Origin of the sequence: Agrobacterium sp. lyk4-40-TYG-31, assembly GCF_030209855.1 — a bacterium.
GTDB classification, from domain to species: domain Bacteria; phylum Pseudomonadota; class Alphaproteobacteria; order Rhizobiales; family Rhizobiaceae; genus Agrobacterium; species Agrobacterium vaccinii.
This window is the reverse complement of record NZ_JARVRE010000005.1, coordinates 265,078-284,351: the sequence shown is the minus strand read 5'-3', so window position 1 is coordinate 284,351 and position 19,274 is coordinate 265,078. Positions and strand designations below refer to the sequence as shown.

Below are 19,274 nucleotides of genomic sequence, written 5' to 3'. Positions count from 1 at the left end.
GCAGAGACGCAACCGCGCTTGCCGCCAGCACCTCAGGCCGAGAGCTTCAGGCCGATGCCCCATGGGTCTTTCAGCGCGATGCCATCGCTCTGTCGCTCCATTGCGATTTCCATCCGCTCAAGGGCGGCGATCGCGGTGTCGAGTGCCGCTTTCTCGTTGAATTTCAGCGAGTAGCCGGAAAGCCCTGTCATAGTGTCTTGGCGCGCCTGAGCACCCCTGCTGTTCCAGATATTGGCCGCCACATGGTGGTGGTAGGCGCCGGAGCCGAAGAAGCTCGCGCCGGGATACCGCGCCATTATCTTCAGCCCCAGCACATCCTGATAGAAGGCATCCGCCTCCGGGATGTTGCCCACCTGGAGGTGGATATGGCCAATCGCCGTGTCTTCGGCAGCCTTGGCAAAGGTCGCCTTCGGCGCACTGTCGTAGAGTTCCTGAAGGTTGAGCCGCAAGGTGGACATGCTGATCGTGCCGTCCGCTTGGTAGGACCATTCCTGCGGTGTGCGGTCGCGGTAGACCTCGATCCCATTGCCCTCGGGGTCGGCAAGGTAGATGGCTTCGCTGACGAGGTGGTCGGATGCGCCCTGCAAGGCGACATTGTTGTTGGCAACATGGGTCAGCCACAGCGCCAGATCGCTGCGTGTCGGCATCAGAAACGCGGTGTGGAACAGGCCCGCAGCGCCACCCGGTGCGCGCGTGGTGTTCTGCCCCGTGGTCAGCGTCAGCAAAGGCTTGCTGCCAGCACCCAGCACCTCGCCGCTCGGCGACGTCTCCAGCGCCGAAAGACCGATGATCTTCTGATAGAAGGCCGAGACGCTTGCCAGATCCTGCACCACCAGATGCGCCTGTCCCACGTAGGCCGGGCGCGTCAGCGCGAACATCTTGTCTTCGTTCATGTCATGCACTCCTGTCGGTTGCGCCCTTGCGGCGACGTTGGAGCCAATATGCGCGCGAATGATCGTTCACGAAAGATAGTGATTTGGTGAAGCAGCGTGCACTCAGTGTTGACAATGATATGAACTGACTTTGACGTCGATCAATTCCATCCGTGCCGGGAACGTGTAGATTAGCATCAGATCAACATCGAAGGGAGACAGATATGTACAACAAGATTCTTGTTCCGGTTGATTTGAGCGGCACGGAAAAAGCCCAGAAAATCCTGGCCAAGGCCGAGACCTTGCTGAACCCGGGTGGTGAGATCGTGCTGTTGAACGTGGTCGAGGATCTGCCGAATTACCTCGCCATCGACCTGCCGATGGACCTCATCGAAAACGCCATCAAGGACGCTAAGGACCGGCTTGCCGTTTTGAAGGAGGGATCGCCCCGCGTCGGGCTGGTGGAGATTCGCAGCGGTGCGCCCGCGCGTGAAATTCTCGCCGCCGCTGCCGATCTCAACGCAGACCTGATCATCATCGCGTCGCACACGCCTGACCTGACGAATTACTTCATCGGCGCGACGGCAGATCGCGTGGTGCGTCACGCCAAATGCTCCGTGCTGGTGGACCGATAGTTCGAGGCGCTGCAGCGGTCCCATAGCGTTTTGCAACAGGCGTGAATGCAAAGTGATCGCCTTTTGCAACCGTGGTCTTGTTCCCGTCTCATATTGCCTGCATGATCTGCAAACTAACATGCAGGAACAGATTTATGAGTGAGCTTTGGCGCTTCGGACGCCGCTATGACCTTCCCGAAGTCGTCGCTGATGGCATTGTCCATGGAGTAGGCATCGTTTTTGCGCTGATCGGCACGACGGCGCTGATTTTCTACGTCACGCTGTGGGGCAGCATAAGTGCTATTGCTGCCGTGTGGATTTACGCGCTGGGGCTGGTGGCCTGCCTGTCCATCTCCTTTACCTACAATATCTGGCCCCATTCCAACGTGAAATGGTACCTGCGCAGGCTGGATCATTCCGGCATCTTCATTCTCATCGCTGCCACCTACACGCCGATTCTCCAGCGCGGCATCGAAGACCCGCTGATTGCCGTCACGCTGGCGGGAATCTGGGTCGCGGCGCTGTCCGGCATCATGCTGAAATGCTTCTTTCCCGGACGGTTCGACCGCCTGACCATTCTGCTTTACCTCGCCATGGGCTGGAGCGGCGTCATGGTGGCAGATCGCCTGTCCTACCATCTTCCGCCGCTCAGCCTCTGGCTCATCGTTATCGGCGGCATCATCTATTCCATGGGTGTCATCTTCCACGTCTGGGAACGCTTGCGCTTCCAAAACGCCATCTGGCACGGCTTCGTGGTCACGGCGGCAGCGGTGCATTACGTGGCAGTGATGACCAGTTTCAGCATGGCCCCCGTCAGCGCATAGAGCACTGTAATTTAACAGCCAGACGACTGTACGGTGCCGCAGCTTTCGTTATGTTGGCCGCGACATTGATTTGCAGCGGATAAACAGCATGACCATCGAGATGCGCGACGCCACCCCGGATGACCTTCCCGGCATCATGGAAATTTACAACGACGCGGTTCTGAACACCACGGCGATCTGGAACGATGTTCTGGTCGATCTGGAAAACCGCAAGGATTGGTTCAAGGCCCGCAAGGACCGTGGCTTCCCGGTCATCGTCGCTGTCAGGGACGGCGCTATCGTAGGCTATGCGTCCTACGGCGACTGGCGTGCCTTCGATGGTTACCGCCACACCCGCGAACATTCCATTTACGTGCATAAAAATGCCCGTGGCGCAGGCCTCGGCAAGCTGTTGATGCAGGCGCTGATCGAACACGCCAAAGAAAATGGCGTGCATGTGCTGATCGGCGCCATCGAATCGGAAAACACAGCATCCATCCGCCTGCATGAGGCGCTGGGCTTCCGCATTGCCGGCAGATATTCGGAGGTCGGTCGAAAATTCGACCGCTGGCTGGACCTGACCAGCATGGAACTCAAGCTTCCTACGGTGTGAACTGAACCGCGCCGAAGCGCTCGCGATAGCTCGCGGGCGTGGTGGCAAATTGCTGGCGAAAATGGTGCCGCAGATTGGCGGCGCTGCCAAGACCGCATGTCTCGGCCAGCGTTTCCATGCCCATATCGGTCGTCTCCAGTAGATCCCTGGCCTTCGCCAACCGTTGCAGCAACAGCCACTTGGCAGGCGTAGTGCCGGTCGCGGCCTCGAAGCGACGCAGAAACGTACGGCTGCTCATGCCCGCCATCTGCGCCAAACGGGCGACACTGTAATCGCCGGTCAGATCGGCCTGCATCGTGTGCAGCAATGGCCCAAGCCTTGATTTTTCGTGCGGGTCCGGCACGGCCTTGTCGATGAATTGTGCCTGTCCGCCGTCCCGGTGCGGCGGCACCACCAGCCTGCGCGCCACCATATTCGCCGCCCGCGTGCCGAAATCGCGACGGATGAGGTGTAGGCAGAGATCGATCCCGGCGGCGCTGCCCGCCGAGGTCAGCACATTGCCGCCATCGACATAGAGCACGTCCGGCAGTACCTCGATATCGGCGAACCGTTCCTTGAGTGCATCGGTATAACGCCAATGCGTCGTAGCCTTGCGGCCCTTCAGCAGGCCCGCCGCCGCCAGCACGAACACGCCGGAACAGATGGACAACAGCCGCGCACCGTTCTCATGCGCCTTTCGCAGGGCCTTGCACAACGCTTCGGGCACTGGCGCATCGATACCGCGCCAGCCCGGCACGATGATCGTTCCCGCTTGCTCGATCAACTCGGTCCCGCCATCGGCAACGAACCGGACGCCGCCCGTCGCCCGCATTTCACCGCCATCGACCGCCGCCACCGCAAACCGGTACCAGTCGTCGCCCATCTCTGGCCGCGCCAGCCCGAAGACTTCGACCGCGACGCCGAATTCGAACGTGCACAGCCCGTCATAGGCAAGGGCAACGACGAGGCGGTTGGGTGGAGCGGTGGAGCCAGGTTTTGTCATGATCCTGACGATATATGGCAATCATGCCATCTGCCAGTCTTTTCGCATCCGGGTTACGTTTGGACATCGCAACACGAAGGAGAAGACCATGAGCACCGTCACAGAGATTCCCGCCGCATCGCCACAGGTCGTCGCCGATCATTTTTCGAGATTATTGTCGTTGGAAACAGATTGCTGGGACGTTTACGGAGCGATGAACGCGGGGGAGCAGGATTTCGTCCTGCTGCACGTCGTCGGCACGGTGGATGTGTTCGCCCGCAAGCACATTCCCGGCGCGCTTCACCTTCGCCATGCGGAGATGACGGCAGAGCGGATGGCGCAGTGGCCGGATGATACGCTGTTCGTCGTCTATTGCGCAGGCCCCCACTGCAACGGCGCCGACCGCGCCGCTCTCAAGCTTGCTCGCCTGGGCCGACCCGTCAAAATCATGATTGGCGGAATGACGGGGTGGGAGGATGAAGGGTTTGGTTTTGTGAAGGGCGGTGTGGAATAGGTGGCAAGTTCCACCCAATATCGTCACCCTCGGGCTTGTCCCGAGGGCCTAATCACGCTTCTGCGGATGCAACCTAGAAGATCCTTGGGACAAGCCCAAGGATGACGGAGGTAGGGTCTTGCCGTGATTGTGAAGTTCCCGGCGGTAGCGTGGTGCTTGCCAGCCATAGTCACCACGCCATCAATCCTGCGGCTCGAACACCATCGAATGACCGTTGATGCAATAGCGCAGGCCCGTGGGCGGAGGGCCATCGGGGAAGACGTGGCCGAGGTGGCCGCCGCAGTTGGCGCAGCGAATTTCCGTGCGCACCATGCCAAACGCGTTGTCGCGATGTTCGGTCACGGCATCTGGCTTCACCGGCTCAAAATAGCTCGGCCAACCGCAACCGGCATCGAATTTCGTGTCCGAGTAAAACAGTTCCTCATCGCAGGCAGCACAACGGTACAGCCCCTTTTCGGTGCTGTTCCAGTAGGGGCCGGTAAAGGGCCGCTCGGTGCCGTGTTCGCGAAGAATGCGGTACTGGTCCGCCGTCAGCTCCTCGCGCCACTGCGCATCGCTCTTGGTGATTTTCGGAGATTTGAGATCGCTCATCGGGAGATCCTTTCGTTTGGCATAGAGATAGTGTGGCAGCCCGTGGGATAAAAGAGGAAGCGGCTTTTCCCGGCAATAAAGCTGCTGTGATCCCGCTAAAGTCCGAAAACAGTTGAGGTCATCGCCACCTTGCCCTAATTGATTCCCTCAAAATCGTGCCGCGAAAAACAGAGCGGCGGGGGCTGGGAGACGAGATGATTGCCAATGTCACGCTGCTGACATTCGTTGTGCTGTTTTTGCCTTTCGTCATGGCATTGTGCGCGCCGCTGGCGGTTGCCCGGCTGGGGCACAATGCCGTCTGGCTTCTGGCGCTGGCACCGGCGCTGGCCTTCTTTCACTTCCTCGGGTTTGTGCCCACCATTGCGGCAGGTGAGGTTGTCACCGGCGGTTACGCCTGGGTGCCCAGCCTCAATCTCAGTTTCTCCTGGTTCATCGATGGTCTCTCGCTGACATTCGCGCTGCTCATCACCGGCATCGGCACGCTGATCGTGCTCTACGCGGGCGGCTACATGAAGGGTCATCCGCAGCAGGGGCGCTTTCTGGCCTTTCTGCTGCTGTTCATGGGCGCCATGCTGGGTGTTGTGGTGTCCGATAGCCTGTTGATGCTGTTCATCTATTGGGAACTGACATCGATCACCTCCTTCCTGCTGATCGGCTTCGATCATAGGCGAGAGGCGGCACGACGGGCGGCGTTGCAGGCGCTGGTGGTGACGGGCGGCGGCGGGCTTGCGCTTTTGGCGGGGCTCATCTTCATCTGGAACATCAGCGGCACGACGCAACTTTCGATGCTGGTGCATGGCGATGATGTGCTGCGCCAGAGCCCGTTCTATTTCGCCACGCTGGTGCTGGTGCTGGGCGGTGCCTTCACCAAATCGGCTCAGTTTCCGTTTCACTTCTGGCTGCCCAATGCCATGGAAGCGCCGACGCCGGTGTCGGCCTATCTGCATTCCGCGACCATGGTGAAGGCTGGCGTCTATCTGTTGATGCGGCTCAACCCCGTCATGGGCGACACGGTGGCCTGGGAAATCCTGCTGCCCTTCTTCGGTGGGCTGACGATGCTGACCGGCGCGTTTCTGGCGCTGCGCCAGACCGATCTGAAACTGATGCTGGCCTATACGACCCTCTCATCCCTCGGCCTTCTGGTTCTTCTCACCGGGTTCGGCGCACCCTATGCCATCGAAGCTGCCGTGCTTTATCTGGTGGCACACTCCCTGTTCAAAGGCGCGCTGTTCATGGTCGTCGGCACCATCGACCATGAGACGGGAACGCGCGATGTGACGAAGCTTTCCGGCCTTCGCCGTGCCATGCCCGTTACCTTCGTCGTCGCCATCACTGCCGCGCTGTCCATGGCGGGCCTGCCGCCCTTCTTCGGCTTTCTGGCGAAGGAAGAGATTTATGCGGCACTGGCGCACGCCAATCCCCGTGCCATTCTTTTCGTCGGCGTCGCTATCATCGGCAATGCCGCCATGCTCGCCATCGCCCTTGCCGTCGGCCTGAAACCTTTTATCGGCAAGCCCTCCAAAACGCTGAAGCATTCGCATGAGGGACCGCTTCTGCTCTGGCTCGGACCTGCGGTTCTGGCCTTGGCCGGTCTAATCTCCGCGCTGTTTTCAGATGTGTTTCACGCCGCCATTTCCATGCCCATGGCAACGGCCATTGCGGGTGATTCCTCCCCGGTCGAGATATCGCTGATACCGCATATCGGCGTTCCCCTGGCGCTGTCGCTGTTTACGGTGGCGCTGGGCGTGATGATCTACACCAAGCTTTCCTTGGCACGCCACCTCATGGTTCGCGCCTTCGCCGCTGCCGGGCCGGGACCGGACAAGGCTTTCGATGCCGTCATCTCCGGCCTCGTCAAACTGTCCTTCCATCTCACACGCGTCATCCAGCCCGGAAGGCTGGAATTCTACGTCACCGCGACCTTCGGCATCATCGCGCTGGTGCTGCTGGTGCCGCTGTTTGCCTATGGCGAGCTGCCCGCCATGCCGGTCTGGCCTGCCGATATCCAACTGCCCGAACTCACCTTCATCGCCATTGCCATCATCGGCCTCATTGCCGTGCTGACGGCAGCAAGTCGCCTGACGGCCATCGTTGCGCTCGGCATTCAGGGTTTCGCCGTGGCGGTGTTGTTTCTCCTGTTTGGCGCGCCGGACCTGTCTTTCACCCAGTTCATGGTCGAAACGCTTTCTGTCGTCATCCTGACGCTGGTCATGACACGCCTTCGCCTGTCTCCAACAGATCATCGCAAGCTCGGCCAGAAGCTGCTGGATGGCACCATAGCGATCGCCTGCGGCACCGGCTTCGCGCTGATGCTGCTCAAATCCACGCAAGCGCCCTTCGATACCAGCCTTACCGCCTTTTTCAGCACCTATTCCAAGCTCATCGCCCACGGAAACAACGTGGTCAACGTCATCATCGTTGACTTCAGAGGCACCGATACGCTGGGCGAAATCGCCGTCGTCATGGTCACCGGCCTTGCCATTCTGGCGTTGATCCGCATTCGCCACAGTGCCAAACCGGCGCCTGTCGGAAAGACGGAGGGTAAGCCATGAACACGCTCATCTTCCGTACCGCCGCGCCCGTCATCACCAGCCTCATGGTCATGTTTTCCATCTTCGTCCTGCTGCGCGGTCATAACGAGCCGGGCGGTGGCTTCATCGGCGGGCTGATCGCGGTGTCTGCACTGGCGATTTACGGAATGGCCTATGGCGTCGCTGCTGTCAGGCGCGCCATCGTCTTTCATCCGTTGTCCATTTCCGGCTTCGGCTTGCTGCTTGCCACGCTATCCGGCGTCGTCTCGGCTTTCGTCGGCGTGCCCTTCATGACCGGGCTCTGGGTCACCCCCAGTTTCGCGGGGGTAGAGGTGCCGCTCGCAACCGTCATCTCCTTCGATATCGGCGTCTACCTCGTCGTGGTCGGTGGCTTCACCTCCATTGCGCTGGCCCTGGAAGAACGGGAGCGTGACTGATGGAAGCTGTGTTTTCGATCCTCGTCGGCATCTTCTTCAGCGTTGCCATTTACCTCATGCTGTCGCGCCACAGTGTGCGACTGCTGCTCGGTATCGCCGTGTTCGGAAACGCCGTGAACCTGCTTCTGTTTACCGCAGGAAGGCTGACGCGCGAGGTGCCGCCCATCATCGGCGCGGGGCAGGATGTGCTGTCGCCAACCGCTGCCAATCCGCTGCCGCAGGCGCTGATCCTGACCGCCATCGTCATATCCTTCTGCTTCTTCTGCTTTCTGCTGGTCCTTGTCTGGCGGGCGTTTCAGGAGCTGAAAACCGACGATACCGACGAGATGCGCGCAGCCGAACCGGCGCGTGAACCCTTGCCGCCGCTGACGTATTGAAAGCGAACACGACTGATATGGCCGCACCCGGTTCCACCCCCATCGATCTTGCCGCTGCACTGGTGACCCAGCCAACCGTGCTGTCGGATTGGCTGATCATCGCCCCGGTCGCGCTGTGCATATCGGTCGGCGCTATCCTGATGATGGTGCGTCACGCCACGCGCCTGCATTCCACCATCGCGATTTCGGCTCTCACCATCCTCGCCGCCATCGATGCCGCCTTGCTGTGGAAGGTCGCGACGGGCGGTCCCTTCACCATGGTCATGGGGCGCTGGCTGGCGCCCTTCGGCATTGCCTTCACCGCAGACCTGACCGGCGCGGCGCTCGCCCTTGCGGGCGCAATCGCGGCCCTTGGCTGCGCCATCCACGCGCGTGGTGAAATCGGTGACGCGTCCACGCGCTATGGCTTTTACCCGTTTCTGATGCTGCTGATGGCAGGCGTCAGCGGCGCGTTTCTGACCGGCGATATTTTCAACCTCTATGTCTGGTTCGAAGTTCTGCTGGTCTCGTCCTTCGGCCTCATCGTGCTCGGCTCCCGCAAGGAGCAGATCGATGGTGCACTGAAATATGCCGTGCTCAATCTCATCGGCACCACGCTGTTTTTGATCACGGTCGGCTACCTCTATGCCATCTTCGGCACGCTCAACATGGCCGACATTGCGCTGAAGGTCAGGGTGGCAGATGGCGGCGCTCCGCTGATGACGCTCGGCGCGTTGTTCCTGCTGGCCTTCGCCATGAAGGCCGCCGCGTTTCCCGTCAATTTTTGGCTGCCCGCCTCCTATCACACGCCCAAACTCGTGGTATCCGCGCTGTTCGGCGGGTTGCTGACCAAGGTCGGCATCTATGCGCTGCTACGCGTCATGGTCATGCTGTTTCCAGTGCAGCGGGAAGAACTCAGCCTCGTCATCGCCGTCGTTGCCGCGCTCACCATGCTCTTGGGCGCCATGGGTGCGCTGGCCCAGAACGATCTTCGCCGCCTGCTGGGCTATATCGTCGTGTCCGGCATCGGCACCATGCTGGCAGGCCTTGCCATCGGCTCTCCTTCGGCGCTCGGCGGCCTCATCTTCTATGCGTTGAATTCCGTGGTCGTCATGACGGCGCTTTATCTCGCCATCGGTCACGCCATGCGCCTTGGCGGTGCGTCGACGCTGTCGGATCTCAGCGGTCTCTATGCGAAGGCACCGCTGTTCTCCGGCCTTGCGCTGGCGCTGTTTTTCGCAGGCTCCGGCCTGCCGCCTTTCTCCGGCTTCTGGCCGAAACTAATGCTGACGAAATCGGCCATCGATATCGGCGCATGGTGGCTGGCGGCATCGATCCTCATTTCCGGTTTCCTCTGCACCATCGCCTTTGCCCGCATCTACCTGCTGTGCTTCTGGCGTTCCTCGCCGCCGGGCATGAAGGCGGTCGAGACCGCGTCACCTGCGCCATCCCTTGTCCCGCTCGTGGGACTGACATTGGTCATCGTCGGCTTTGGCCTGTTCCCCGACGCCGTCGTGCGGCTTAGCCAGCAGGCGGCGGATCAACTGGCAGAGCCGTCGGCCTATATTCGCTCGGTCTTTCCGCAGGAGCGTGCGCCATGAGCCGTTTCGTCATCGGTCTGCTGTTTCTTGTCGTCTGGTTCGCCATCACCGGAAGTTTTACGGTAGCGAATGGGCTGTTCGGCGCGGGTGTTGCGGCGCTGTCGCTCTTTCTCATTCGCCATCAGGTGAGGGAGAGCGAGACCTATTGGGGCCGCATCCCGGCCATTGTGTCGCTCGCGCTGCTGTTCATCAAGGAATTGGCGCTGTCCGCCTGGGCCGTGGCCATGCTGGTCATCAGACCGCGCCTTGCCCTGACGCCGGGCATTTTCGCCTATCCGCTGACGGTCAAAAGCGATTTCGAGATCACGCTGCTTGCCAATCTCATTACGCTCACACCCGGCACGCTCTCGGTGGATGTCTCGCCCGATCGCGCGACGCTCTATGTCCACGCGCTGGATTGCAGCGATGTGGAGGCCACCAAACGCTCCATTGCCGAGGGCTTCGAGCGTAAGATCATGGAGGCATTCCGCAAATGACACCGGAAACGCTGGTCTCCGGCGCAACCTTCGCCGCTTCCGTCATCCTCTCTGTAGCGTTCCTGCTGACGGTCTTGCGCGTGGTGGTCGGCCCCACCCTGCCGGACAGGGTTATTGCATTGGATATGCTGGTTGGCATCGCCATCGGCTTTCTGGGCGTCATCGCCATTCGCACCGGCTTTGATCTTTATGTGGATATTGCCATCGCGCTCGGGCTTGTCGGCTTTCTTGCGACAGTTGCATTCGCCCGTTTCATTCTGTCCCGCAGGCCGCAGGCAGGGCAGCATGGAAAACAGGTGCTCGATGGCACCGACCAGATGCCCGCAGGCAAGCCATCGCATCAACCCAAACAGCGCAAGCGGTCGGGCAGGGGGAAGCGATCATGAACTGGGTTATTGCCATCGCAGTTTCGGTTTTGCTGATCAGCGGCGCACTCTTCTCGCTGGCCGCCGCCATTGGTATCAACCGTTTTCCCGACCTCTATACTCGCATGCACGCTGCATCCAAGGCGGGAACAGTCGGCTCCGGCCTGCTTCTTCTTGCCGTCGGTCTGAATTCACTTGAACTTGCCGTTTTCGCACGGTCTTTCATCGGTTTTTGCTTTGTTATTCTCACTGCCCCGGTATCGGCGCATTTGTTGGCCAAAGCTGCACATGAAGCTGGATATCGCTTATCAGGCATAACCATAAAAGACGAGTTGAAAGTAAACCGTAAGTTGAGTTGATGCTAATGCTTTATTGTAAGCTTGGCCACAATTCCAACATAAGCTCTAATTTTGTTACCTGTCATTTCTTGTAGATAGAATAGTCGGTATTTGCTCTGAAATGTTCCAAAATAATAATTGGACTTTTTTTGGTTTGGTGTTATCCACATCAGGTAACGTGAATGATGTTGATTTGCAGCACGCGCAACAGCGAAATCGTCTTGGTATTTTAATAATGCCTAATCTATTCTCCTTCGAGAATAGCACGATATTTCCTAGGTGTTTGCAAATGTCGTAAGCATTACTCCCTGTTCTGTGGAGATCAGAATCGGGAATTGAACTTCGCAAGATGCAATCAGTGGGTAGGGTTTAACTTTGTTTCACAGGTAGGCGGGATATGCCCGTGCCGGTGAAAATACGAACAGGAGAGACATAAATGACGGAAACTACATACGGCGGTGCGCAGGATCTGCTCGTTGAACTGACGGCGGATATCGTTGCTGCCTATGTTAGCCACCACGTTGTTCCGGTCACGGAACTGCCTGGCCTTATTTCCGACGTGCATACGGCGCTGAGCGGCACATCCACACCGGTGGTGGCTGCTGTCAACGTTGAAAAGCAGAAGCCTGCGGTCTCCGTTCGCAAGTCGGTTCAGGATGACCAGATCATCTGCCTGGAATGTGGTGGTTCGTTCAAGTCGCTCAAGCGTCACCTGACGACACATCACAGCATCAGCCCGGAAGAATACCGCGACAAGTGGGATCTGCCGGTCGATTACCCGATGGTGGCTCCCGCCTACGCAGAAGCGCGCTCGCGCCTCGCCAAGGAAATGGGCCTCGGCCAGCGCCGCAAGTCCGGTCGCTAATCACACCAATCTTTCTAACGGAAAGCCGGTCCTCGTGGCCGGCTTTTTTGTGCGTTTTGGGTCAAAGAAATATGAAAATAATCCTTAATGAATTTCTTATTGCAGAATGTGTGATTTAAAACCTGTTATTTCCTACTAAAATTACTGGATTGTCGTCACTGCTTTGCTGGTGTATGAATTAATTCCTATTTAACGAGGAATTGCATCATGACGTTCAATCTCGACCCTTCCGGCCCACCACCGCCCGTCTCCCCCCATCACTCTGCCCCACCAATCCCCACTCCGCCTGTGCCCAAGGCCAATCGCGATGCCTGCCAGCGGGTGCGGGAGATCACCTATCAGCTGTTCGTGGATATCGTTGATAGAGAGATGGTGCGCCGTGACCGCCGCCATGCCATGGCCCATATCCGCCAGATCGCGCTCTATATCAGCCACGTCGCACTGTCTCTGCCCATGTGGCAGGTCGCCATCTGCTTCGGTCGGGATCAATCCACGGCCAGCATCACCTGCCAGAATGTCGAGGATCGGCGCGAAGATGCGGGTTTCGATGAGTTCGTGCTGGCCGTGGAAGAGGCCGTCAAACCGCTTATCCCAACGTTGGAGATCGCACACGATGCCTGAAGCACCCGCCAAGCAAAACCGCTCCCTCGTGCGCCTGCTGCGCTTCATCGGTCGCGATGCCGCGCTGGTCACAGACCAAGTCGCCTATATGGAAATCACCCTCGAAAAGACCGGCGAGATCAGGCAGATCGACAACGGCGTGCTGGAGCAAGGCCTTTCCGCCGGGCTGCTGCGCCGAGAAAACGATCGGCTTTTCGCTCAGCTCGCGGCCAGCGCGTTCTTGAAGCGCGCAATGATCAAGGAACGGGACGAGATATTTCAGGAACAGCACCGTGACTGCGAAGTCGTCTCTGTGGAGATCGACGGCGAGCGCCAGTCCGCAAGGCGCAACGAGTTATCCTCGCCCCTCTTATCGCTGCTGCGTCTGAAGGATCGCGATGGGAAACTGTTTTTTCCCGCCGATACGATCGAGGCGGGCGAAAGGCTGGCCAGCGATTTCCACCGGGGGCAACTCAGCCCGCGCATCACCGCAAGCTGGGAGCCACGTCTGGCGAAACGCACCAAAGGGCAGGCCAATGGCGCACAGGACCTGACCGACACAGCGGTCGCTGCCCGCATGCGCTTCTCCCGCGCCGCCGACGCCATGGGCCCGGAGCTTGCGGGCGTGGCCATCGACATCTGCTGCTTCGAAAAAGGCCTCGAGGTCGTGGAGCGCGAAAGGCAATGGCCGGTCCGCTCCGCAAAACTCATGCTCCGCACCGCCCTCCAAAGCCTCGCCCGCCACTACGCCCCACCGTCAGCTCCGCAAAGCCGCAGCCAACACCATTGGGGCGCGGAGGGTTACCGTCCGGTTCTTTGAAGGGAGGCCCTCACGCTGCCAAAACCTGCGCTTCCCCACGGATGCGGTTGATCATGGAGCGCAGGCCATTGGCGCGTTGGGAGGAGAGGTGCTCCACGAGGCCGATTTTGCCGAAGACTTCGATGGCGTCGAGGCCGGCGATTTCGGAGGCATGCTTCCCCGAGTAGACGGCCAGCACGATGGCCACCAGCCCGCGCACGATGTGGGCATCGGAATCGCCTTCGAACGTCAACACAGGATCATCGCCGCCATCGCTGTGGCTGACGACCCAGACCTGGCTGGCGCATCCCTGCACCTTGTTTTCGGCGGTCTTCTTCTCGTCTGCGAGATCGGGCAGGTCCTTGCCCAGTTCGATGACGTAGCGATAGCGGTCTTCCCAGTCGTCCAGAAAGGCGAAGTCATCGAGGATTTTGTCGAGAGAAGTCATGGGTCGGTCGTCCGTTCGTCGGATGCGTATAGGCAAGCATATAGGTCAAAGCCTGTGTGAATTGAACAGCCGCAGGGATGAAAAAAAGCCCTGCGACGAAGCAAATTCGTGCAGGGCTTGCAAGTCGGGCAGTCAGGCGGCTCACGCATGAGCCGCAAGGGATGGTCGCGAGGCGGGCGGCCTCGGAAAGAAATCGTGTGAACTATTTTAGGTCAGAGCGCTGGGCGGCGCTGGGGCAGGGGCACATAAGGCTGCGATTTGATGGTGCCGGTCTGGATCGCATCGGCCTTGACGTCTTCGATCGCCAAGGGCGCATCGACATGGACGACAGGCGCTTCGGCGGCAGCGAGTTTTGCGGGCTGTTCGCTGCCTGCAAGCTGGGCATCGATCAGCTGATAGGCGACCTTGGCGCCTTCGCGGGCTCTTTCGCCAAGGGCGTGGAATGTTTCGGCACCCTTTTCGCAGACATCGGGTTTTTCAACGCAGATGGCGCTGACATAACGGTAGGCTTCGCTGGCTGCCGATACGGCGCCTGCGACATTCATCTGCGAGGTCGGTGTATTGCTGTCGCTGGAACCACCGAAATAGGACAGCGCCACCAGCACCAGCGAAAAGAAGATCGACCCTTTGATCAAAAACCACATTGCGACACTACCCTGTTTGACCGTTGCCCTTTGCGGGTCATCCGTGTTTGCCCTGTTTTTCGGGCTTGCAATCACCCTAGAGCCAACAGACCAACAGCCATTTGCAAAAACCGGCAGGATTTAATTCAAATTGTCTCTATTTGTTCCGTGGCTGGACGAAGATTGCGAATTCGAGACAAGTTTAACGGACGCTATTAATCATAATTGCGGCGCTGGCCCGCAATTGCAGGGGATAAGCCCACCATACACTGCCTCAAATATTAACGCGAAGGGAAAAATATAACGAAATCCTTCGCTTACCCGTCATTAACCATGAAATGCAAAGTCTGCCCCAAATGCCTCGAAATGGGATTCCACGGGGCTTTAACCGGGAGCAGCGGCTCCGCTTTTAGCCTTTCCTTAAGCCGCGGGCCGCTATTGTCGGGCATGGTTAAGGGCGGCCTCGCCCCTTTGGAATTCGGTGTTCAAGTATTGCGTAAAATCACGGAAAAAGCGATTGCGTTGATTGATCATGCCACCGGCATGTGGCTTTCGCGCATGGAAGAAGACGCCAGCATACGGGTGGAGACGGTCCACGCGTTGCGCCGTCTCGTGGCCTTCGGCATGGCCGCGCTGGTCGTTTTGCCCGCCGTCTTCTGCCTGGCTTTTTCCGTATCCGTCGCGCTGCCGCTGGGCGTTGCGACCGTGTTTGCCATCTTCCTTGCTGCCGCCGCATCCATGCTTGCCCTGCGTCGCCCCCAGAAACCGCAGGACATCGTAGCCTCTCCGGTTATCGGCAACATGGTGCTTGCGTCCCAGGTTCCCGGCCTGCTGCTGGTCTTCGATGAGCACGGCGTGGTCAAAAGCGTTTCGGGCCGCGATGTCGGCCAGTTTCCATCGAAGTTTCAGAACTGCGCCGGTCATTTCTTTGCTGAACTGGTGCATGTGTCAGATCGCATCGGTCTGATGCAGGCGTTCGATGCCCTTCGCCAGGGCAAAGAGTCTTCCATTGCCGATCTGCGGTTCGACAATCCTGTTTCAGCGCGCCAGACACAGTTCCTTCATGCCCGCATGGACATGACCGCAGAGCGCGACGACTTCGGCAGGCTGACCGGCGTTATCGGCCAGTTGCGCGATGTTACCGAGAAGGAATTGCTGCGCACCGAGGTTGCCCGTAAGGCGGCAGAGGCGGAATCGGCCAATGATGCCAAGTCGCGTTTCCTCGCTGCCGTCAGCCATGAATTGCGCACGCCGCTCAATGCCGTGCTCGGCTTTTCGGATGTTCTGGCGGGCGAATATTTCGGCAAGCTGCAGAATGACCGCCAGCGTGAATACGTCTCTTTGATCCGCCAGTCGGGCGCCCATCTCCTGTCGGTGGTCAACACCATGCTGGATATGAGCAAGCTGGAAGCGGGCCGTTACGAGCTGATCATGGAACCCTTCCGCATTGGCGATGCCATCGCTACCTGCGAGGGCATGCTGGGTCTTCAGGCCAAACAGAAGGGCCTGACGCTGACGAGCCGTGTTCAGCGTGATATCGGTGAAGTCGTAGCCGATCAGCGCGCCGTTCAGCAGGTTCTCATCAATCTTGCAGGCAATGCCATCAAGTTTACAGAATCGGGTGGTGTGGTCACCATGGACGCATCGCTGGAAGGCGGCATGCTAAAGCTCACGGTCAGCGATACCGGCATCGGCATCGCCGCAGACAAGATGGCGCTTCTGGGCCAGCCTTTCATGCAGGTGCAGAACGAATATACGCGGCGCTACGAAGGCACGGGCCTCGGCCTTGCGCTGGTCAAGGGATTGGTGGAGTTGCATGGCGGCAGCTTTGCGATTTCCAGCCGCGCGGGTGAGGGCACCATCGTAACGATCCTGCTGCCTGCGGATGGCTCCGGCCGCTCCGCTGGCGGTGACCGCGATGATGCAAGACACCCGGTGGAATTTCCGCCGCGTCTCAAGCAGGTCGTGGATGCAGATGAAATGACGAAGGAGGATGTTGCGGATGGCCGCGCCAAAGCGAAAATCGCCTAGGAAGACACCGGCTCGCAAGGAGCCCGGTTTCGTTTCCACGGTCGCTTCGGCCATGGGACGGCAACTGTTGCAGCATCCAAAATTGGTCGGCGGCTGTACCGCTTTTTTCGTCGTTTTCGGCTTCATCGCCGCCAATGCGCTGTGGTATCAGCCGGGCCACCATCCATCGCCCTTCCTGCGCACGCGCGATGAGGAAAATCCCAACGGCATCGCCGGTTATCGCGTGGCCTCCGGCCTTGGCGAAAATGGCAACGTCACCACTTTCCGCATCGAGCGCCAGACGGACACGCCGCAACCGGCAGCGCCACCGCAAGCGCCCGCGGTAGCTGCGGTCCCCGACGATGCGCCTGCCTTGCCCCCGCTGGCGACGCCCCATCAGCCCTCCGAACTCGTGGCGGAAATCCAGCGCGAGCTTGCCCGTCGCGGCCTCTATGAAGGCGTTGCCGATGGCATGACCGGCCCGCGCACCACAGCTGCCATTCTCTTCTTCGAAGAAACCGTCGGCATGGAGCAGACAGGCGAGCCGACAAGCCGCATTCTGTCTGCCCTCAAGATCGATAGCGCCACGACGGTCGCCGCCATTCCCAAGGCGCTTCCGAAGGATCGTCCCGCCAGTGCCAATTCCGGCGGCGTCGCCATCGATCCCGTGGCCGCCGCCATTCGCAGCGCCGAGGAGAGCAAGCCGAAGGCACAGTCGGTTTCGTTGACATCAGGCAACACGGCCAAGCCTGTGACGAAGGATATCGTCGCGAAAATACAGCAGGGCCTCGTCAACATCGCCTATGCGGATGTGAAGGTGGATGGCATGGCTGGCGAACAGACCCGCACCGCCATCCGCAATTTCGAAAAGCACTACCGCCTGCCGGAAACCGGAGAGCCGAGTGAAGCCGTGCTGAAGAAACTGAAATCCATCGGTGCCTTGTGATGCCAGCCTGGAACGGCTCCTGCCATGCGCCTTAAATCCGAGATCGTCGTCTCCGCCCTCCTGCGCCGCGTCTTCGCCGCCGGTGATTTCGCCACCATCGAGCGCAAGGGCGCAGACGCCGCAGGCGCCATCTTCATTCGCCAGCGCCTTCGCAGCGGGTTGGAAAACCTCTACGGCCCAGCCCCGCAAAGCTTCTCCGAAGATGAAGAGGAGAGGGCCGAACGCCGTTTCGAGCGCCGACTTGTGAATGTGCAATCGCCGGATGTCGAGGCGCTGCTGGAGAAGGAGCTGCGGTTCGATAGCGATTTGTGGGTGGTGGAGTTGGAGACGGAAACCGTGGAGGGGTTGTTTACGGTTGTTGCTTGAGGTTTGGGGGAGGCTTTGGGTGGCGGTAGCAGCATTTGCGGCAGTGGTTTGTCGCGTTGTCGCGGCTGTAGTAGGTGGGGCTCACCCCCCTCTGTCCTGCCGGACATCTCCCCCCACAAGGAGGGAGATCAGCAAGACGCTTGCTCCTCGCTTTATCCGCGTCCTATGAGATGGCCGCGCGGTCTCCACGAGTCGATCTCCCCACCTGTGGGGGAGATGGCCGGCAGGCCAGAGGGGGGTAAGCCCCACCCACTGCCGCCTGCCAACTTACGCCCTCCTGCGCATCCCAGCTTTCAAACTAGCGAACGCTAAGCCAGTTACACCCTTCATCACCACGCGCAGCCACAATACAAAAAGCGCCAACGCTAACGCATCGACGCCTTCCAACTGCATCCAAATTTCCGCAAGAATCAGCTCACCGCCTCACCACCATCCGCTCACGGTCCCGCTCGTCCTGCTGCGGCACTGCGGTTTCCCGGCTCGGATCAACCGTATACCGGTCCGCGCGCCGCCAGCTCTCGATGCGGTCTTCGCATTGGGCGGCGTCGAGTTTGTCGAGCATGGCTTCCGCACGCGTCATGTCGTCTTCCCGGACTTTGAGGTGCGGGTAGAAGCATTCCAGCACGAGGGCTGCGTCGGCGAAGTCCATGCCGAGGCCGATCATGGTCGTGGCCAGTTGCTGGCCGGAAATGTCCAGCATGATGCGTTCCGACAGCCAGTGGCTTGCCGATAGGGAGTCCGAAAGGGCAGTGGAAAACTGGCGGGCGTTTCGTTCGCGGGCAAAGCGTACGAGCAGCGCTTCCTGAACATCCGTCAGGCGCCGTGCACCCAGGCCATCGCCGACCGGGCGGTGAAGCTGGCGTGCCATGGTGCGCAACTGGCGTCGCAAATCTTCTTCGCGCTCGGCAATCGTCTTTTCCATGGTGCGAGAAACGGTGGGCTGCTCCGTTGTCTGTGCCATGGCAGGCGAGGGGGCGTTGCGCGAATGGCGCAGTCCCACCAGCGCATCGATAACCGTAGGCGAAAGATCGTCGCGGCGCACGATGGTGCGCGCATGGGCGCCACCCTGGCTACGGGCAATGGCAATCAGCGTATCGTCATCGAGGCACTTCGACGACACCAGAAAGGGTGCGGAAACACCGATGGGCTGGCTGGCGATGAAGAAGGCGACCGCCGAGGGGACGTTGGGGTTCTGCGACAATGCCGCCACCGCTTCACGCTTCGCTTCCGGTGTGGAAGCGGTGAACAGCGGCATGAACAGCTCCGCAAACTGGCGAAGCTCGGATTTGGACGGATGAGAAAGCCCTTCAAAACTCGAAACAGTGGCCATCAGCACCACATCTTTCTTCCTCTCGGCACTAGGCCTTTCTAACTCTCGAAACCGGTCGGTCAACGCAATACCCAATGTGACGCAAAACAAAACGATCCGTTCAAACTATAACAAACGTGTTGACGCGCTGTTAACCAGCACTGGCGCAAAGGACTTTTTTGCCGCTATGCACAGCAAATTTTTAAGACAATATTTTTGGGCGTACCGGGAACTCG

General features: G+C 59.6%; 23 protein-coding genes. 17 read left to right on the top strand and 6 right to left on the bottom strand.

Annotation, left to right across the window (positions count from 1 at the left end; genetic code table 11):
- Positions 1–32: 32 nt before the first annotated feature.
- Positions 33–893 (bottom strand): VOC family protein, encoded by an 861-nt coding sequence (locus tag QRN55_RS11730; RefSeq protein ID WP_284776824.1) that lies wholly within the window; start codon positions 891–893, stop codon positions 33–35.
- A gap of 203 nt (positions 894–1,096) precedes the next feature.
- On the opposite strand from QRN55_RS11730, the gene QRN55_RS11725 reads away from it, so the two are divergent.
- The 3 genes from QRN55_RS11725 (at position 1,097) to QRN55_RS11715 (ending at position 2,902) form a co-directional block, all read left to right on the top strand.
- Entirely contained in the window at positions 1,097–1,507 is a 411-nt protein-coding gene (locus QRN55_RS11725) for a universal stress protein (RefSeq protein WP_284776823.1), read from the top strand.
- Positions 1,508–1,641: 134 nt separating this feature from the next.
- Positions 1,642–2,310 carry a PAQR family membrane homeostasis protein TrhA gene (gene trhA / locus QRN55_RS11720; protein WP_111840727.1) on the top strand — a complete coding sequence of 223 codons (669 nt, stop codon included), beginning with the start codon at positions 1,642–1,644 and terminating at the stop codon, positions 2,308–2,310.
- 88 nt (positions 2,311–2,398) lie between these two features.
- A complete protein-coding gene (locus QRN55_RS11715) occupies positions 2,399–2,902 on the top strand; it encodes a GNAT family N-acetyltransferase (protein ID WP_284776822.1) in 504 nt (167 codons plus the stop codon).
- Here the strand turns inward: QRN55_RS11715 and ftrA are convergent.
- Complete coding sequence (ftrA, locus tag QRN55_RS11710) at positions 2,892–3,884, bottom strand: transcriptional regulator FtrA (protein WP_284776821.1); 993 nt, start codon at positions 3,882–3,884, stop codon at positions 2,892–2,894. The two genes, QRN55_RS11715 and ftrA, sit on opposite strands and share 11 nt — an antisense overlap.
- A gap of 88 nt (positions 3,885–3,972) precedes the next feature.
- Here ftrA and QRN55_RS11705 point away from each other — a divergent pair, with 88 nt between their 5' ends.
- The gene (locus tag QRN55_RS11705) at positions 3,973–4,377 is read left to right on the top strand and encodes a rhodanese-like domain-containing protein (protein ID WP_284776820.1); all 405 of its coding nucleotides are present in this window, start codon (positions 3,973–3,975) and stop codon (positions 4,375–4,377) included.
- Positions 4,378–4,557: 180 nt separating this feature from the next.
- Here the strand turns inward: QRN55_RS11705 and msrB are convergent, their stop codons facing one another.
- A complete protein-coding gene (gene msrB, locus QRN55_RS11700) occupies positions 4,558–4,968 on the bottom strand; it encodes a peptide-methionine (R)-S-oxide reductase MsrB (protein ID WP_112498434.1) in 411 nt (136 codons plus the stop codon).
- Positions 4,969–5,162: 194 nt separating this feature from the next.
- Between msrB and QRN55_RS11695 the strand changes: the two genes are divergently transcribed.
- The 10 genes from QRN55_RS11695 (at position 5,163) to QRN55_RS11650 (ending at position 13,357) form a co-directional block, all read left to right on the top strand.
- Complete coding sequence (locus tag QRN55_RS11695; RefSeq protein ID WP_284776819.1) at positions 5,163–7,520, top strand: putative monovalent cation/H+ antiporter subunit A; 2,358 nt, start codon at positions 5,163–5,165, stop codon at positions 7,518–7,520.
- Entirely contained in the window at positions 7,517–7,936 is a 420-nt protein-coding gene (locus QRN55_RS11690; protein ID WP_284776818.1) for a Na(+)/H(+) antiporter subunit B, read from the top strand. Before QRN55_RS11695 ends, QRN55_RS11690 begins: the two co-directional genes overlap by 4 nt.
- Entirely contained in the window at positions 7,936–8,313 is a 378-nt protein-coding gene (locus QRN55_RS11685; protein ID WP_284776817.1) for a Na+/H+ antiporter subunit C, read from the top strand. Before QRN55_RS11690 ends, QRN55_RS11685 begins: the two co-directional genes overlap by 1 nt.
- A 17-nt stretch (positions 8,314–8,330) precedes the next feature.
- The gene (locus tag QRN55_RS11680; protein WP_284776816.1) at positions 8,331–9,893 is read left to right on the top strand and encodes a Na+/H+ antiporter subunit D; all 1,563 of its coding nucleotides are present in this window, start codon (positions 8,331–8,333) and stop codon (positions 9,891–9,893) included.
- Positions 9,890–10,369, top strand: coding sequence for a Na+/H+ antiporter subunit E (locus QRN55_RS11675; RefSeq protein WP_284776815.1), 480 nt, complete (start codon positions 9,890–9,892; stop codon positions 10,367–10,369). Before QRN55_RS11680 ends, QRN55_RS11675 begins: the two co-directional genes overlap by 4 nt.
- A complete protein-coding gene (locus QRN55_RS11670; RefSeq protein WP_111840736.1) occupies positions 10,366–10,755 on the top strand; it encodes a cation:proton antiporter in 390 nt (129 codons plus the stop codon). Before QRN55_RS11675 ends, QRN55_RS11670 begins: the two co-directional genes overlap by 4 nt.
- Positions 10,749–11,093, top strand: a complete 345-nt coding sequence (gene mnhG / locus QRN55_RS11665; protein ID WP_111840737.1) for a monovalent cation/H(+) antiporter subunit G — start codon at positions 10,749–10,751, stop codon at positions 11,091–11,093. Before QRN55_RS11670 ends, mnhG begins: the two co-directional genes overlap by 7 nt.
- A gap of 415 nt (positions 11,094–11,508) precedes the next feature.
- Entirely contained in the window at positions 11,509–11,937 is a 429-nt protein-coding gene (locus QRN55_RS11660) for a Ros/MucR family transcriptional regulator (RefSeq protein WP_111840738.1), read from the top strand.
- Between the two features lie 207 nt (positions 11,938–12,144).
- The gene (locus QRN55_RS11655; RefSeq protein WP_284776814.1) at positions 12,145–12,558 is read left to right on the top strand and encodes a hypothetical protein; all 414 of its coding nucleotides are present in this window, start codon (positions 12,145–12,147) and stop codon (positions 12,556–12,558) included.
- Positions 12,551–13,357, top strand: a complete 807-nt coding sequence (locus QRN55_RS11650; protein WP_284776813.1) for a DUF6456 domain-containing protein — start codon at positions 12,551–12,553, stop codon at positions 13,355–13,357. Before QRN55_RS11655 ends, QRN55_RS11650 begins: the two co-directional genes overlap by 8 nt.
- Positions 13,358–13,367: 10 nt before the next feature.
- On the opposite strand, the gene QRN55_RS11645 is transcribed toward QRN55_RS11650, so the two are convergent.
- Both QRN55_RS11645 and QRN55_RS11640 read right to left on the bottom strand, forming a co-directional pair.
- Positions 13,368–13,784, bottom strand: a complete 417-nt coding sequence (locus tag QRN55_RS11645; RefSeq protein WP_233122849.1) for a SufE family protein — start codon at positions 13,782–13,784, stop codon at positions 13,368–13,370.
- A 212-nt stretch (positions 13,785–13,996) separates the two neighbouring features.
- Positions 13,997–14,428 carry a DUF5330 domain-containing protein gene (locus QRN55_RS11640; protein ID WP_284776812.1) on the bottom strand — a complete coding sequence of 144 codons (432 nt, stop codon included), beginning with the start codon at positions 14,426–14,428 and terminating at the stop codon, positions 13,997–13,999.
- 480 nt (positions 14,429–14,908) lie between these two features.
- Between QRN55_RS11640 and QRN55_RS11635 the strand changes: the two genes are divergently transcribed.
- The 3 genes from QRN55_RS11635 to QRN55_RS11625 are packed head-to-tail and all read left to right on the top strand — an operon-like array spanning position 14,909 to position 17,729.
- The gene (locus tag QRN55_RS11635; protein WP_284777168.1) at positions 14,909–16,438 is read left to right on the top strand and encodes a sensor histidine kinase; all 1,530 of its coding nucleotides are present in this window, start codon (positions 14,909–14,911) and stop codon (positions 16,436–16,438) included.
- Positions 16,410–17,363, top strand: coding sequence for a peptidoglycan-binding domain-containing protein (locus QRN55_RS11630; protein ID WP_284776811.1), 954 nt, complete (start codon positions 16,410–16,412; stop codon positions 17,361–17,363). Before QRN55_RS11635 ends, QRN55_RS11630 begins: the two co-directional genes overlap by 29 nt.
- Before the next feature lie 24 nt (positions 17,364–17,387).
- Positions 17,388–17,729, top strand: coding sequence for a DUF1491 family protein (locus QRN55_RS11625; protein ID WP_284776810.1), 342 nt, complete (start codon positions 17,388–17,390; stop codon positions 17,727–17,729).
- 415 nt (positions 17,730–18,144) lie between these two features.
- On the opposite strand, the gene QRN55_RS11620 is transcribed toward QRN55_RS11625, so the two are convergent.
- On the bottom strand, positions 18,145–19,122 hold the full coding sequence (locus QRN55_RS11620; RefSeq protein ID WP_284776809.1) for a DUF2336 domain-containing protein: 978 nt from the start codon (positions 19,120–19,122) through the stop codon (positions 18,145–18,147).
- Positions 19,123–19,274 lie beyond the last annotated feature (152 nt).